14 protein-coding genes and 1 pseudogene are annotated in these 13,991 nt (G+C 74.2%); 8 read left to right on the top strand and 7 right to left on the bottom strand.

Going from position 1 to position 13,991, the window contains the following annotated elements; all coding sequences use genetic code 11:
* Positions 1-22: 22 nt before the first annotated feature.
* The 5 genes from MW084_RS07780 to MW084_RS07760 all read left to right on the top strand — a co-directional run bounded on the left by MW084_RS07780 (position 23) and on the right by MW084_RS07760 (position 5,295).
* Positions 23-1,024, top strand: coding sequence for a carbohydrate ABC transporter permease (locus tag MW084_RS07780; protein ID WP_010469207.1), 1,002 nt, complete (start codon positions 23-25; stop codon positions 1,022-1,024).
* Positions 1,021-1,953 carry a sugar ABC transporter permease gene (locus tag MW084_RS07775; RefSeq protein ID WP_010469209.1) on the top strand — a complete coding sequence of 311 codons (933 nt, stop codon included), beginning with the start codon at positions 1,021-1,023 and terminating at the stop codon, positions 1,951-1,953. Before MW084_RS07780 ends, MW084_RS07775 begins: the two co-directional genes overlap by 4 nt.
* 83 nt (positions 1,954-2,036) lie before the next feature.
* A complete protein-coding gene (locus MW084_RS07770; RefSeq protein ID WP_010469210.1) occupies positions 2,037-3,716 on the top strand; it encodes a glycoside hydrolase family 13 protein in 1,680 nt (559 codons plus the stop codon).
* Positions 3,704-4,771, top strand: a complete 1,068-nt coding sequence (locus MW084_RS07765) for a LacI family DNA-binding transcriptional regulator (protein ID WP_275563528.1) — start codon at positions 3,704-3,706, stop codon at positions 4,769-4,771. The genes MW084_RS07770 and MW084_RS07765 overlap by 13 nt, the downstream gene beginning before the upstream one ends.
* 164 nt (positions 4,772-4,935) lie before the next feature.
* Complete coding sequence (locus MW084_RS07760) at positions 4,936-5,295, top strand: hypothetical protein (protein WP_010469214.1); 360 nt, start codon at positions 4,936-4,938, stop codon at positions 5,293-5,295.
* Positions 5,296-5,558: 263 nt separating this feature from the next.
* Here MW084_RS07760 and MW084_RS07755 read toward each other — a convergent pair whose 3' ends face one another.
* Together MW084_RS07755 and MW084_RS07750 are read right to left on the bottom strand one after the other, a co-directional pair.
* Complete coding sequence (locus tag MW084_RS07755) at positions 5,559-6,554, bottom strand: Rossmann-fold NAD(P)-binding domain-containing protein (RefSeq protein WP_010469217.1); 996 nt, start codon at positions 6,552-6,554, stop codon at positions 5,559-5,561.
* Positions 6,555-6,936: 382 nt separating this feature from the next.
* A complete protein-coding gene (locus tag MW084_RS07750; protein ID WP_010469219.1) occupies positions 6,937-7,299 on the bottom strand; it encodes an arsenate reductase family protein in 363 nt (120 codons plus the stop codon).
* 132 nt (positions 7,300-7,431) lie between these two features.
* Here MW084_RS07750 and MW084_RS07745 point away from each other — a divergent pair, with 132 nt between their 5' ends.
* Positions 7,432-7,707: a hypothetical protein gene (locus MW084_RS07745; protein WP_010469220.1), complete on the top strand. Its 276-nt coding sequence runs from the start codon at positions 7,432-7,434 to the stop codon at positions 7,705-7,707.
* A 178-nt stretch (positions 7,708-7,885) separates the two neighbouring features.
* Here MW084_RS07745 and glnA read toward each other — a convergent pair whose 3' ends face one another.
* Complete coding sequence (glnA, locus tag MW084_RS07740; protein ID WP_010469222.1) at positions 7,886-9,295, bottom strand: type I glutamate--ammonia ligase; 1,410 nt, start codon at positions 9,293-9,295, stop codon at positions 7,886-7,888.
* A 233-nt stretch (positions 9,296-9,528) separates the two neighbouring features.
* On the opposite strand from glnA, the gene MW084_RS07735 reads away from it, so the two are divergent.
* Complete coding sequence (locus MW084_RS07735) at positions 9,529-9,999, top strand: RDD family protein (RefSeq protein WP_029553348.1); 471 nt, start codon at positions 9,529-9,531, stop codon at positions 9,997-9,999.
* Between the two features lie 96 nt (positions 10,000-10,095).
* Here the strand turns inward: MW084_RS07735 and MW084_RS07730 are convergent, their stop codons facing one another.
* The 4 genes from MW084_RS07730 to lipB form a co-directional block, all read right to left on the bottom strand.
* Positions 10,096-10,803, bottom strand: coding sequence for a DUF4191 domain-containing protein (locus MW084_RS07730; RefSeq protein ID WP_029553349.1), 708 nt, complete (start codon positions 10,801-10,803; stop codon positions 10,096-10,098).
* Positions 10,804-10,813: 10 nt separating this feature from the next.
* Positions 10,814-11,026 (bottom strand): SCO2195 family GlnR-regulated protein, encoded by a 213-nt coding sequence (locus MW084_RS07725; RefSeq protein WP_010469228.1) that lies wholly within the window; start codon positions 11,024-11,026, stop codon positions 10,814-10,816.
* A 254-nt stretch (positions 11,027-11,280) separates the two neighbouring features.
* On the bottom strand, positions 11,281-12,249 hold the full coding sequence (gene lipA / locus MW084_RS07720; protein WP_010469230.1) for a lipoyl synthase: 969 nt from the start codon (positions 12,247-12,249) through the stop codon (positions 11,281-11,283).
* 125 nt (positions 12,250-12,374) lie between these two features.
* On the bottom strand, positions 12,375-13,205 hold the full coding sequence (gene lipB / locus MW084_RS07715) for a lipoyl(octanoyl) transferase LipB (RefSeq protein ID WP_010469232.1): 831 nt from the start codon (positions 13,203-13,205) through the stop codon (positions 12,375-12,377).
* 264 nt (positions 13,206-13,469) lie between these two features.
* Here lipB and MW084_RS07710 point away from each other — a divergent pair.
* Positions 13,470-13,991 (top strand): annotated as a pseudogene (locus MW084_RS07710) (regulator); the annotation flags it as partial.

Below are 13,991 nucleotides of genomic sequence, written 5' to 3'. Positions count from 1 at the left end.
GCACCGAGGGAGGAGCACCCCCGTGAAGACCGCCGCAGCAGACCCCGCCGCAGCAGACCCCGCCGCGACCGGGCGCCCCGCCCGGCCCGGCCCGCTCGCCCGCGCGAAGCGCTCGTACGACCGGCACTGGTACGCCTGGGCCATGGTGCTCCCGGTGGTGCTGGTCATCGGCGTGCTGATCGCCTATCCGCTGGGCCGGGGGATCTACCTGTCGTTCACCGACGCCGACGAGCTCAACGTCGCCAAGCAGCTCGGCGCGACCGAGATCCCGGCCACCTACCGGTTCGTCGGCCTCGACAACTACCTGCGGGTGCTGTCCGGCGCCGACGGCGAGTTCTACCCCAAGCTCCTGTGGACCGTCGTGTGGACCGCGTCCTGCGTGTTCTTCCACTACACGATCGGCCTGGGACTCGCCCTGCTGCTCAACCGCAGGGTCAGGGGCCGCTCCCTGTACCGGGTGCTGCTCGTCCTGCCGTGGGCGGTGCCGGCCTTCGTCGCCACCTACGTCTGGCGCATGATGTACAACTCCGAGTCCGGCGTCTTCAACGCCGTCCTCGGGCAGCTCGGCGTCGGCCCCGTCGACTGGCTCGGCGACACCTTCACGCAGAAGGTCGCCGTCGTCGGCGTCAACGTCTGGCTCGGCGTGCCGTTCATGATGGTCGCCCTCCTCGGCGGGCTCCAGGCCATCCCCGGCGAGCAGTACGAGGCCGCCGAGATGGACGGCGCGAGCCCCTGGCAGCGGTTCCGCCACGTCACCCTGCCCGGCCTGCGCCCGGTCAGCGCCACGGTGATCCTGCTCGGCACCATCTGGACATTCAACATGTTCCCGATCGTCTACCTGATGCTCGGCGAGGCGAACGCCCTGCACAGCGAGATCCTCGTGACCTACGCCTACCGGCTCGCCTTCGGCTCCGTACGCGACTACGCGGGCGCCGCCACGTACGGCGTCCTCATCCTCTCCATGCTCCTCGTCTTCGCGGTCCTCTACCGCCGGATGCTCGACCGTCAGGAGGCCGCCCGATGAGCACCGCGACCGAACCCCGCGACGACGCCCCGGCCGCCCGCGCCGGAACGGGCGCGGGCGCCGCCGACCGCCCCGGCGCGGCCCGCCGCGGGGCCCGCGGGCGCGGGGAGCGCTCCCCGCTCGCCTCGGCCGGGCTGCACGCCGCGCTGGCCACCGCGGCCCTCGTCGCGGTCTTCCCGATCGCGTACATGGTCTTCGTCTCGCTGCGCGGCCGGGACGGCTGGACCAGGCCCACCAGCACCGAGGGCGGCCTGGAGACCGGCAACTACGCGTACGTGCTGACCGAGACCGAGTTCCCCCGCTGGTTCGCCAACTCGGTGCTCGTCGCCACCGGCACCACGCTGATCGGCGTCCTCATCGCCGCCTCCACCGGGTACGCCATCTCCCGGATGCGCTTCCCCGGGTACCGGCCGCTGATGTGGGTGCTGCTCGTCACCCAGATGTTCCCCGTCGCCGTGCTGATCGTCGCCCTCTACAACATCCTCGGCGGCCTGGGCCTGCTCGACTCGTACCTCGGCCTGATCCTCACCTACTGCTCCGTGTCGGTGCCCTTCTGCGCCTGGATGATGAAGGGCTACTTCGACACGATCCCGCACGAGATCGACGAGGCCGGCCGGGTCGACGGGCTCACCCCGTTCGGCACCTTCTACCGGCTGGTCCTGCCGCTGGCGAAGCCGGGCCTCGCCGTCACCGCCTTCTACTCGTTCCTCACCGCGTGGGGGGAGGTCGCCTTCGCCCGCGCCTTCCTCTCCAGCGACTCGATGCTCACCCTCTCGGTGGGCCTGCAGAGCTTCATCGGCCAGCACAAGGCCGAGTGGGGCTACCTCACCGCCTCCGCCGTGATCGTCACGGTCCCGGCGGGCCTGGTGTTCCTCCTCGTCCAGCGCAACCTCGTCGCCGGCCTCACGGCGGGCGGCACCAAGGGCTGAGCCCGCCCCCGCGCACCCCGAAGCGGCGGTGCCGGCCCCCTCGCCGCACCGCCNCCGCNCCTCCCACTCCACCCAGGGAAGACATGACCCAGCACCTCGCCGCCCCCGCCGCCCCGACCGCCGGCACGGACACCGGCTGGTGGAGAGAAGCGGTGATCTACCAGGTCTACCCGCGCAGCTTCGCCGACGCGGACGGCGACGGCATGGGCGACCTCAAGGGCGTCCGCAGCCGCCTGCCGTACCTGAGGGACCTCGGCGTCGACGCCGTCTGGCTGAGCCCCTTCTACGCCTCGCCGCAGGCCGACGCCGGGTACGACGTCGCCGACTACCGGGCCGTCGACCCCGTGTTCGGCACCCTCCACGACGCCGACGCGCTCGTCCGCGAGGCCCACGCGCTGGGCCTGCGCGTCATCGTCGACCTCGTCCCCAACCACTCCTCCGACCGGCACGAGTGGTTCCGGCGCGCCCTGCGCGAGGGCCCCGGCTCCCCGTCGCGCGAGCGGTACCACTTCCGCCCCGGCCGGGGGAGGGACGGCGAACTGCCGCCCAACGACTGGGAGTCCGTCTTCGGCGGCCCCGCCTGGACCCGCGTCGCCGACGGCGAGTGGTACCTGCACCTGTTCGCCCCCGAGCAGCCCGACTTCAACTGGGACCACCCCGCCGTCCACGACGAGTTCCGCTCCGTCCTGCGGTTCTGGCTCGACATGGGCGTCGACGGGTTCCGCGTCGACGTCGCCCACGGCCTCGTCAAGGCACCCGGCCTGCCCGACCTCGGCACCCACGACCAGCTGAAGCTCCTCGGCAGCGAGGTGACGCCGTTCTTCGACCAGGACGGCGTCCACGAGATATACCGGGACTGGCGCAGGGTCCTGGAGGAGTACTCCCCCTCGCCCTCCGCGGAGGGGCTCCCCGGCCACCGCGTCCTCGTCGCCGAGGCGTGGACCCCCACCGTCGAGCGCACCGCCCGCTACGTGCGCCCCGACGAGATGCACCAGGCGTTCAACTTCCAGTACCTGACCACCTCCTGGGACGCGGACGAACTGCGCGAGGTCGTCGACGCGTCCCTCGCCGCGATGCGTCCCGTCGGCGCCCCCGCCACCTGGGTGCTCTCCAACCACGACGTCACCCGGCATGCCACCCGCTTCGCCAACCCGCCCGGCCTGGGCACCCAGTTGCGCGAGCCCGGCGACCGCGAACTGGGCCTGCGCCGCGCCCGCGCCGCCACCCTGCTGATGCTGGCCCTGCCCGGCTCCGCCTACGTCTACCAGGGCGAGGAGCTCGGCCTGCCCGACGTCACCGACCTGCCGGACGAGGTCCGCCAGGACCCGTCGTTCTTCCGCGCCTCCGGCCAGGACGGCTTCCGCGACGGCTGCCGCGTCCCCATCCCGTGGACGGTCGAGGGCCCCTCGTACGGCTTCGGCCCGGGCGGGAGCTGGCTGCCGCAGCCCGCCGGCTGGGGCGCCCTGAGCGTCGAGGCGCAGACCGGCGTGCCCGGCTCCACCCTGGAGCTGTACCGCACCGCCCTGCGCGTCCGCCGCGAGCACCCGGGCCTCGGCGCGGGCGAGGCGGTGGAGTGGCTGGAGGCACCCGCGGGCGTCCTGGCGTTCCGCCGCGACGGGTTCGCGTGCACCGCGAACACCACCGGCGAACCGGTCCGCCTCCCCGCGCCCGGCCGACTGCTGCTCTCCAGCGAACCGGTCCGCGCCGGCGGGGACGGCACGGCCGAACTGCCCGCCGACACGACCGCCTGGTGGGCGGTGTGACCGTCCCCCCGCCGCGGGGCGCCGGCGATCCGGCCGCCGGCGCCCCGCGGCTCGCGGACCTCGCGGCCCAGGCCGGGGTGAACGAGGCGACCGTCAGCCGGGTCCTCAACGGCCGGGCGGGCGTCGCGGGCCCCACCCGCCACCGGGTGCTCGCCGCGCTCGACGTCCTCGGCTACGAGCGTCCCCTGCGGCTCAGGCAGCGCAGCGCCGGCCTCGTCGGGCTGATCCTCCCCGAGCTGACCAACCCGATCTTCCCCGCGTTCGCCCAGGTCGTCGAGCAGGTCCTGGCCGGCCACGGGTACACGCCGGTGCTGTGCACGCAGATGCCGGGCGGCGCCACGGAGGACGAGCTGGTCGAGCAGCTGGAGGAGCGCGGCGTCACCGGCATCGTGTTCCTGTCCGGCCTGCACGCCGACACCTCCGCCGACCCCTCCCGGTACGCGCGGCTCGCCGCACGCGGCGTCCCGTTCGTCCTCGTCAACGGCTTCGACGAGCGCGTCGACGCCCACTTCGTCTCGTGCGACGACCGGGCCGCGGCCCGCATGGCCGTGCGCCACCTGGCGGAGCTGGGCCACGAGCGCATCGGCCTCGCCGTCGGCCCCGCCCGGTACGTCCCCTCCCGCCGCAAGACCGAGGGCTTCGTCTCCGCGCTCCACCGGGCGCTGGGCGTGGAACGCGAACGCGCCGAGGAGTACGTCCGGCCGACCCTGTTCGGCGTGGAGGGCGGCCACGCGGCGGCGAGCGCCCTGCTGGACCGGGGCTGCACGGGCATCGTGTGCGGCAGCGACCTGATGGCCCTCGGCGCGGTCCGCGCGGTCCGCGCCCGCGGCCTGGACGTGCCGTCGCACGTGTCGGTGGTCGGCTTCGACGACTCCCCGCTGATCGCCTTCACCGACCCGCCCCTGACGACCGTGCGGCAGCCGGTGCGGGCGATGGCGACGGCGGCGGTGGACACGCTGCTGGAGGAGGTCGAGGGGAACCCGGTCCAGCGCACGGAGTTCGTCTTCCAGCCGGAACTGGTGGTCCGCGGCTCCACGGCGGCCCCGCTCCGCTGACCGCCGGGGCCGCCCGGACTCCGGACGCCGCCCCGCGCGCTGCCGCGCACCCGGAGCCGCACCCCGTCCGCGCCCTTCGCCGCCCGTACGCCCGGGCGTCGTGCGAGCGACCGGAGGCGGCCCTTCCAACAGCGGCGGCCACACGGTCCGTTACGCTCCCGGACATGACCACAGCGGACCAGGACCCCCCCGGCGCGGCGGACGCGCCGGACACCCCGGAGGCGGCGCCGGAGCCCGCCGGGGACGACGCGCCCGAGCAGCCCCGCGACGGCCTGACCCCGCGCCAGGCACGCCGGCTGCGGATCGTCGTCGCGACGGTCCTGCTGGTCGCCCTCGCCGCCGTCCTCGCGCTGCGCCTGGCGAGCCGGACCTCGGTCCTGGTCGTCGGCGTGTACGGACTGGCGATGATCCTGTGCGGCGTGGTGATCGAGCTCAGCCGCCACGGCCGCACCCGCCTGGGCACCTGGCTCCTCGGCACGGGCCTCCTCACCGCCCTCTGCGCCGACTGGCTCCTGCTGCCCTAGGGACCCCGGCCGGGCCCGGCGCCCTGGGCCCGGCGCCCGGGGTCCAGCGCCCGGGGCCGATCGGCGCGGGGCGCCGNNCCGCGTCCNNCGTCCCCGGNCGCCCGGCCGGCTCCACCCGGACGCCCCGCCGCGGCCGCCGGCAGCCGCCCGGCGGCGCCCCGCCGTCCGTCCGCCCCGATCGGGTCCGCCCCCATCCGGTCCGCCTCCGCCCGGGCCGCCGCCGGGTCCGCGACGGCGGCACCCACCGCGGCCCGGACCCGCCCCTACGCCCCGAGGACCCTCGCCTCCAACTCCGGGGTGATGCCCACCGGGTCCCGGTCCGCCCGCTGCGGGGCCTCGCCGCCGAGGCCGCGCAGCCACGCCCAGGTGTCGGCGACGGTCTCCTCGACGGGACGGCACCGCAGACCGGAGGCGAGGGCCTTGCCCACGTCGATGCCGTGCATCGCGTCGTGCGCCTCGCCCGGCGGGACCCACACGGGCAGTCCCGTCCACGGCTCGACACCGGCGGCGAGGATCCGGTCGGGCGGGGTCCAGCGCAGTTCGGCGTCCGAACCGGTCGCCCGGACACAGGCGTCCAGCAGTCCCCCCATCGTCGCGTGCCCCGGCCGGCTCACCAGGTCGTACGGCCCGGCCAGTCCGCCTCCGAGGCCGTCCAGCAGCCACGCGGCGAGGTCCCGCACGTCGACGTACTGCAACGGCAGGTCGCGCGGTCCCGGCGCGAGGACCGGCCCGCCGCGCGCGATCCGGTTCAGCCACCACGGCAGCCGGCCCACGTTCTCCCACGGCCCCAGGATCAGTCCCGCCCGCGCCAGCAGCGTCCGCTCCGGGCCGAACGCCCCGACCGCCGCCAGCTCCCCGCCCCGCTTGGCGCGCGGGTAGGGCACGTCGTCCCCGTCGTCCGAAGACGCCTCCACCACCGGCTTGTCCTCGCGCAGTTCGGCCACCCGCGGCCACTCGTACACCGAGCAGCTCGACACGTAGGCGTACCGGCCCGCCCGCCCCGCCAGCAGCCGGGCCGCGTCCCGCACCGCCGAAGGGGCGCCCGACCAGGTGTCGACGACCGCGTCCCACGCGCCCCCGCGCAACGCGGACAGGCCCGTCCCGTCCGGCGCCGCCCGGTCACCGCGCAGCGCCACCGCGCCGGGAGGCGGCTCGTGCCGCCCCCGGTTGAACACCGTCACCTCCCAGCCACGGGCGAGCGCGGTCTCGGCCACGGCGCGCCCCACGAACTCCGTACCGCCCAGGATCAGAAGCCTCATGACTCCGACTCTGCCCCGCTGTCCCCATCCTGCGCAGCACTTCCGCTACCGGTGGAACAGCCGGAAGCGGGACTTCCGTCCGCGAGGAGCGGGTTTCGGTCATGATCACGCCCGCTCGCCGGTACCGCCCCGCGGCGCACGCCGCGGCGCCCGGCCGCCGTCCACCGGCCGGGCCCGCCTCGCGCCCTTTCCCTCCGTACCGGTGTCCCGGCGCCGGGCGCCGCCGATCCGGCCCCGGAGATTTCGGCGGACCGCCGGCGGACCGCCGCGTCCACGGGGCGGGGGNGAGGGCCGGGCCCGGCCGCCGCGCGGGTCTCCGCGCCCGGCGGTCCGGCGCCCCGGGCGGACGCCGCCGCCCGGACCGCCGACCTGCAGGTACCGCCTACGACCGGGAGAGGGCCTCCCGTACGGCCTCCTCGGACCGGCCGACGACCGCCGTGCCGTCGTCGGCGGTGATGAGGGGCCGCTGGATGAGCTTCGGACGGGCGGCGAGCGCCTCGATCCACCGGTCGCGGGACGCCGCGTCACGGGGCCAGTCCCGCATCCCCAGCTCCTTCGCGTCCGCCTCCTGGGTACGGGCGATCTCCCACGGCTCCAGGCCGAGCCGGCCGAGGACGTCGCGGATCTCGTCGGCGGACGGCACGTCCTCGAGGTACCGGCGGACCGTGTAGTCGGCGCCCTCCGCGTCGAGGATCTCCAGTGCGCCGCGGCACTTGGAACAGGCGGGATTGATCCAGATCTCCATGCCGCACACCGTACCCCCGCGGAGCCCTCGGACCCCCTCTGGCCAGGGGCGTCTGTCAGTCCCGCTCGGTAGAATCGAAGCAGTCGGTGAGGGTCCGCGAGGGCCTTCACACCCCGCACCGGGAGGTCGCCGATGGCCGTCGCCACCGTCACGCCACTGCCGCTCGAACCCTGGAAGCCCCTGCGGAAGAAGCCGCTCCCGGCCGGCCGGCCGCGCGAGTGGTACGTGTCCCACAACCGCCACCTGAAGGCCATGCGCCTCGCGATCGCCCTGCTCGACTCGGGCGTGTACGCGGCCTCCGGGGCCGACGACGAGACGATCCGCGCCGCGGCCCGGGACCTCGACATACGCCCCCCGTCCGACACCACGTGCCGCATGGTCCGCTCGCTGATCCGCTCCGCCCACTGACCGGCCGGCGGTCCGGCGGAGCGGGCGGCGCCCTGTCCCCGCCGGACCCCCTCGCCCACCACGCTCCGGTCGCCCGCCCCGCCCTTCCGGCGGGCGCCCGGCGCGACGCCGAGGGCCGCCACCCTCACCGGGGTGGCGGCCCTCGTGGACGGTCCGGCGCACGGGCCGGGCCCGCGGCCTACAGGTCGAAGTACAGCTCGAACTCGTGCGGGTGCGGGCGGAGCTGGATCGGGGCGATCTCGTGGGTGCGCTTGTAGTCGATCCACGTCTCGATCAGGTCGGACGTGAAGACGCCGCCCGCCTGGAGGTACTCGTTGTCCTCCTCCAGGGCCTCCAGGACCGCGGGGAGGGAGGTCGGGACCTGGGCGACGCCCGCGTGCTCCTCCGGGGCCAGCTCGTACAGGTCCTTGTCGATCGGCTCCGCCGGCTCGATCTTGTTCTTGATGCCGTCCAGGCCCGCGAGGAGGAGGGCCGAGAAGGCCAGGTACGGGTTGGAGGACGGGTCCGGGGCGCGGAACTCCACGCGCTTGGCCTTCGGGTTCGCCCCGGTGATCGGGATGCGCATCGCGGCCGAGCGGTTGCGCTGCGAGTACACCAGGTTCACCGGCGCCTCGAAGCCCGGCACCAGGCGGTGGTACGAGTTGACCGTCGGGTTGGTGAAGGCCAGCAGCGACGGGGCGTGCTTCAGGACGCCGCCGATGTAGTGGCGGGCCATGTCCGACAGGCCGGCGTAGCCCTGCTCGTCGTAGAAGAGCGGGGAGCCGCCCTGCCACAGGGACATGTGGACGTGCATGCCCGAGCCGTTGTCGCCGAAGATCGGCTTCGGCATGAAGGTCGCCGTCTTGCCGTTGCGCCACGCGACGTTCTTCACGATGTACTTGAAGAGCATCAGGTCGTCGGCGGCGGCCAGCAGCGTGTTGAACTTGTAGTTGATCTCCGCCTGGCCGGCGGTGCCCACCTCGTGGTGCTGGCGCTCGACCTGCAGGCCCGACTTCTCCAGCTCCAGGGAGATCTCCGCGCGCAGGTCGGCGAAGTGGTCGACCGGCGGGACGGGGAAGTAGCCGCCCTTGTAGCGGACCTTGTAGCCGCGGTTGTCCTCGACCGCGCCGGTGTTCCAGGCGCCCGCCTCGGAGTCGATGTGGTAGAAGCCCTCGTTGGCGGAGGTGTTGAAGCGGACGGAGTCGAAGACGTAGAACTCCGCCTCCGGGCCGAAGAACGCCGTCTCGGCGATGCCGGTGGAGGCGAGGTACGCCTCCGCCTTCCGCGCGATGTTGCGCGGGTCGCGGCTGTACTGCTCGCCCGTGATCGGGTCGTGGATGAAGAAGTTGATGTTCAGCGTCTTGTCCCGGCGGAACGGGTCGAGACGCGCCGTCGACAGGTCCGCGCGCAGGGCCATGTCGGACTCGTGGATGGCCTGGAAACCGCGGATCGACGAACCGTCGAAGGCCAGCTCCTCGGCCGGGTCGAAGGCCTTCGCCGGGATGGTGAAGTGCTGCATCACACCCGGCAGGTCGCAGAACCGGACGTCGACGAACTTGACGTCCTCGTCCGCGATGAACTTCTGGGCTTCGTCGGCGTTCTGGAACATCCAACTCCTCCTCCTCCCACCCGGGGGAGGGCGGGGTTGCGGCTCGTTCGTGCGGCCGGTGCGGCGGCCCACGCTGGACCCGACCATAGGTACGGGGGATTTCTCGGGCGTGACCCGTTTGTTTCGACCAAGTTAACCGATGGCTTCCGCGGCCCACCGGGCGGCGGTGCCCCACGCCTCCCGACGGCCCCCCGGCCCGCGGTGACCGCGGGTGGGCCCAGTACCGTGGAGGGGTGGACGACAGGCGAGTGATCGGATCATGGCTCTCCGGGCCGCGCGCGGCGGCCGAGGAGATGGGGGCCGACTTCGGCTACCGGGGCGAACGGCTCGGCCTGCCGGAGACGGGCCCCGGCTCCATCGCCCCGCTGGGGCGGCGCTTCGGCGCGATCTTCGTCGACTGGTCCCTCTGCATGCTCATCGCGTACGGGCTGATCACCCGGGGCGACTGGAACGCGGCGGGCAACTGGGCCCTCGGCGTGCTGTTCCTCCTCGGCGTCCTCACCGTCGGCACCATCGGCTGCACCCCCGGCAAGCGCCTCCTCGGCCTGCGCGTCATCGCCGACGACGGCCGGCGGCTCGGCTTCGGCCGCGCCGTCCTGCGCACCGCGCTGCTCTGCCTCGCCGTCCCCGCCCTGGTCTGGGACCGCGACGGCCGGGGCCTCCACGACCGGCTCGCCCGCGCCGTACAGGTGCGGACGATGTGACACGGACGCCGAAGACGGCGGGCGGGGGAACGCCGGAGAGGCGGCCGCACCGGCCGCCCCTCCTCGTCCGTCCGGCCCCCGTCGGGCCGGCTCGTGTCAGCGGAGCTTCCCGCCGCGCGGCATCCGCATGCCCTTGGGCATGGGGCCCTTCGGCAGGGGCATGTTGCTCATCAGGTCGCCCATGGCCCGCAGCCGGTCGTTCGCCGCCGTCACCTGCGCCGCGGTCAGCACGCGCGGCAGCTTCAGCATCGTCGTGCGGACCTTCCGCAGCGGCACCTGGCCCTCGCCGTCGCCGACGATGATGTCGTGCACGGGCACGTCCACCAGGATGCGCGCCATCCGCTTCTTCTCGGCCGCGAGCAGGCTCTTGAGCCGGTTCGGGTTGCCCTCGGCGACCAGCACGATGCCGGGGCGGCCGACCGCGCGGTGGATCACGTCCTGGCTGCGGTTCACGGCGACCGCCGGCGTGGTCGTCCAGCCGCGCCCCACGTTCTGCAGGACGGCGGCGGCCGCGCCCGGCTGGCCCTCCATCTGCCCGAAGGCCGCCTGCTCGGCCCGCCGCCCGAAGACGATCGCCATCGCGAGGAAGGCCAGCACGAAGCCCAGGATGCCCAGGTAGACCGGGTGCCCGATCAGGAAGCCGATCGCGAGGAGGGCGCCGAACACGACGATTCCCACGGCGGCGACGACCAGGCCGACCTTCGGGTCGCTCCGCCGGGTCATCTTGTACGTCAGAGCGATCTGCTTCAGTCGCCCGGGGTTCGCAGCGGCGTCACCGCTGTCTGAATTCGACTTCCTCGCCATGCTCAGAAGTTTACGTCTCCGACGGCGCCCGGCTCGCGGCGGCCTCCAGTACGTGCTGCGCCTCGATCCGGGCACGGGCCCTGCGCCGGTCCTCCAGCACGGACGTCCAGGCGTTGCGCCGGGCGGTCCGCTGCCCACCGCGCAGCAGCAGCGCCTCGACGGCGCGCAGGGCGTCGGTGACGGACGACGGGAGGGCGGGTGCCTGCTGACTCGGGGCCTGCATCTCGATGTCCCCCTGGCGCTGCTGCTGCGCGGTGGGCGGAGCCGGGCGGACCGGGCCGGCGTGCCGGCCGGGCCGCGCCNGCGGGGCCGTGCCGACGGCCCCGCACGGTGCGTACGGCCATCGTCACCCACTGGTGTTACCAGCGCACGTCCGGCCGGTCAAACGACGACGACGGCCCGGCGCCCGCCGTACGCCGTCCGGCAGGCGTCCACCTGCGCGGAAGCGCACGACCGGGCACCGGGCCGTGCCGGACGTCACACCGCCGGGGCGGTCTCCGCCGAGGCGCCGCGGGCCTCCATCGCCTGCTGGAACAGCCGGCCCGCGCGGTAGGAGGAGCGGACCAGCGGGCCCGACATCACTCCGGAGAAGCCGATCTGCTCGGCCTCCTCCTTCAGCTCCACGAACTCCTGCGGCTTCACCCAGCGCTCCACCGGGTGGTGGCGCACGGAGGGGCGCAGGTACTGGGTGATGGTGATCAGCTCGCAGCCGGCCTCGTGCAGGTCCCGCAGCGCCTCGCCGACCTCCTCGCGGGTCTCGCCCATGCCGAGGATCAGGTTCGACTTGGTCACCAGGCCGGCCTCGCGGGCGCGCGTGATGACCTCCATCGACCGCTCGTAGCGGAAGCCGGGGCGGATCCGCTTGAAGATGCGGGGCACCGTCTCGACGTTGTGCGCCAGCACCTCGGGGCGGGACGAGAAGACCTCGGCCAGCTGCTCCGGGACCGCGTTGAAGTCGGGGATCAGCAGCTCGACCTTGGTGTGGCCGCCCTCGCGGTCCGCGGTCATCGCGTGGATCTGCCGCACCGTCTCCGCGTACAGCCAGGCGCCGCCGTCCTCCAGGTCGTCGCGCGCGACGCCGGTGATCGTGGCGTAGTTCAGGTCCATCGCCACGACGGACTCGCCCACGCGGCGCGGCTCGTCGCGGTCGAGGGCCTGCGGCTTGCCCGTGTCGATCTGGCAGAAGTCGCAGCGCCGCGTGCACTGGTCGCCGCCGATGAGGAACGTCGCCTCGCGGTCCTCCCAGCACTCGAAGATGTTCGGGCAGCCCGCCTCCTGGCAGACCGTGTGCAGCCCTTCGCTCTTGACGAGCTTCTGCAGCTGGTTGTACTCGGGGCCCATCTTCGCCCGAGTCTTGATCCACTCGGGCTTGCGCTCGATGGGGGTCTGGCTGTTCCGGACCTCCAGGCGCAGCATCTTGCGTCCGTCGGGTGTGACTGCGGACACGGCTGGCTCCTACGGCTTCGATTCTTCGGCGAACACCAGGGTACGCCCGGAAAAAGTGCGGCCACGCATCCGGCCGGACCCCGGCCGGAGGGGGCGCCCCGGGNNCNNGGGNGGGGCCGGGGCGGTCAGGCGGCCGGCGCCCCTTCCGGCGCCCCGGCGGGCTCCGGCGTCCGGTCGACCGCGCGCGGCCGGAGCTCGGCGTTCCCCAGCACGTCCCTCAGGTGGTGCTCCACCACCGGCAGCACCTCGGCGATCGTCACCTCGCGGCCCAGCTCGTTCGCCAGCGACGTCACGCCCGCGTCGCGGATGCCGCACGGCACGATGCGGTCGAACCAGGTGTTGTCCGGGTTCACGTTGAACGAGAAGCCGTGCATCGTGACGCCCTTGGCGACGCGGATGCCGATCGCCGCCAGCTTGCGGTCCTCCCGGCGCTGGCCGGCGTTGGACGGGGCGTACTCGGGGCCGCTCAGGCGCGGGTCGAACTCCTCGTCGTGCAGCCGCGGGTCGAAGTCCAGCGACAGCCCGCCGGGCGACGGCCGCTCCTCGACCGGGTCGCCCAGCACCCACACGCCGCTGCGGCCCTCGACGCGGGTCGTCTCCAGGCCGAACTCCGCGGCCGTGCGGATCAGCGCCTCCTCCAGGCGCCGCACGTGCGCGACGACGTCCACCGGGCGGGGCAGCTTCAGGATGGGGTAGCCCACCAGCTGGCCGGGGCCGTGCCAGGTGATCTTGCCGCCCCGGTCCACGTCCACGACGGGCGTGCCGTCCAGCGGGCGCTCGCTGTCCTCGGTGCGCCGCCCCGCCGTGTAGACGGGCGGGTGCTCCAGCAGCAGGCAGGTGTCCGGCACCTCGTCCGCGAAGCGGGCGGCGTGGACCTCGCGCTGCCTCTCCCAGGCGTCCAGGTACTCCACGGCGTCCTCGCCGAACCCCAGATGGACGAATCGCAGCTCGCTCACGGCACCGTCTCCCTAGAAATGCGCCTCCCGCGCCCCTGCAACTGTACGGCGGCCGGCGCGGGCCGGGCCGGGCGGGTTCCGGGAGGGCGGCACCGGTGCGGCGCGGGGCGCCGGAGGAGACCCCGGACGTCAGGACCGGATTCGATCCTCACACGATCGGATGAATGTGGGGCGAAGGCGACGGGGGCGGTGGTCACGCCGGTTACATTCGCGCCGTCCCCAGGGGGCTGACCCCGGCCCGGAAGGCAGGAGACCGCACAGCTGATGACGGATCGACCCCCGCAGCGCACCCCCAACCGCCAGCTCGCCGCGCTGATCGCGGAAGCCGGGTTCTCCAACGCAGGTCTCGCCAGACGGGTGGATCAGCTCGGCCTCGAGCACGGACTCGACCTGCGCTACGACAAGACCTCCGTCACCCGCTGGCTGCGCGGGCAGCAGCCGCGCGGCACCACCCCCGCACTGATCGCCGAGGTCTTCACCCGGCGCCTCGGCCGGCGCCTGTCCGCCCAGGACCTCGGCCTCGACTCCTGCGCGCCCGTGTACGCGGGCCTGGAGTTCGCCGCCACGCCCGAGGAGGCCGTCGACATCGTCGGCGGGCTGTGGCGCAAGGACTCCGGCAGCCACGCCGAACTGCGGAAGATCGCCTTCACCCCGGCGGGACTGGTCGTCCCCAGCCGGGACTGGCTGATCGGCCGCGCCGACGAGCACGTCGGCCGCGAGGAGCCGCCGCCCGCCGGGGGCCCGGCCGCCGCGCCCCCGGCGGGCGGGCGGGTCCCGGCGCAGGGG

It is taken from the genome of Streptomyces sudanensis, from assembly GCF_023614315.1.
Classification (GTDB): domain Bacteria; phylum Actinomycetota; class Actinomycetes; order Streptomycetales; family Streptomycetaceae; genus Streptomyces; species Streptomyces sudanensis.
Note: the sequence above shows the minus strand (reverse complement) of the source record. Positions and strands in the feature narration are given on the sequence as shown.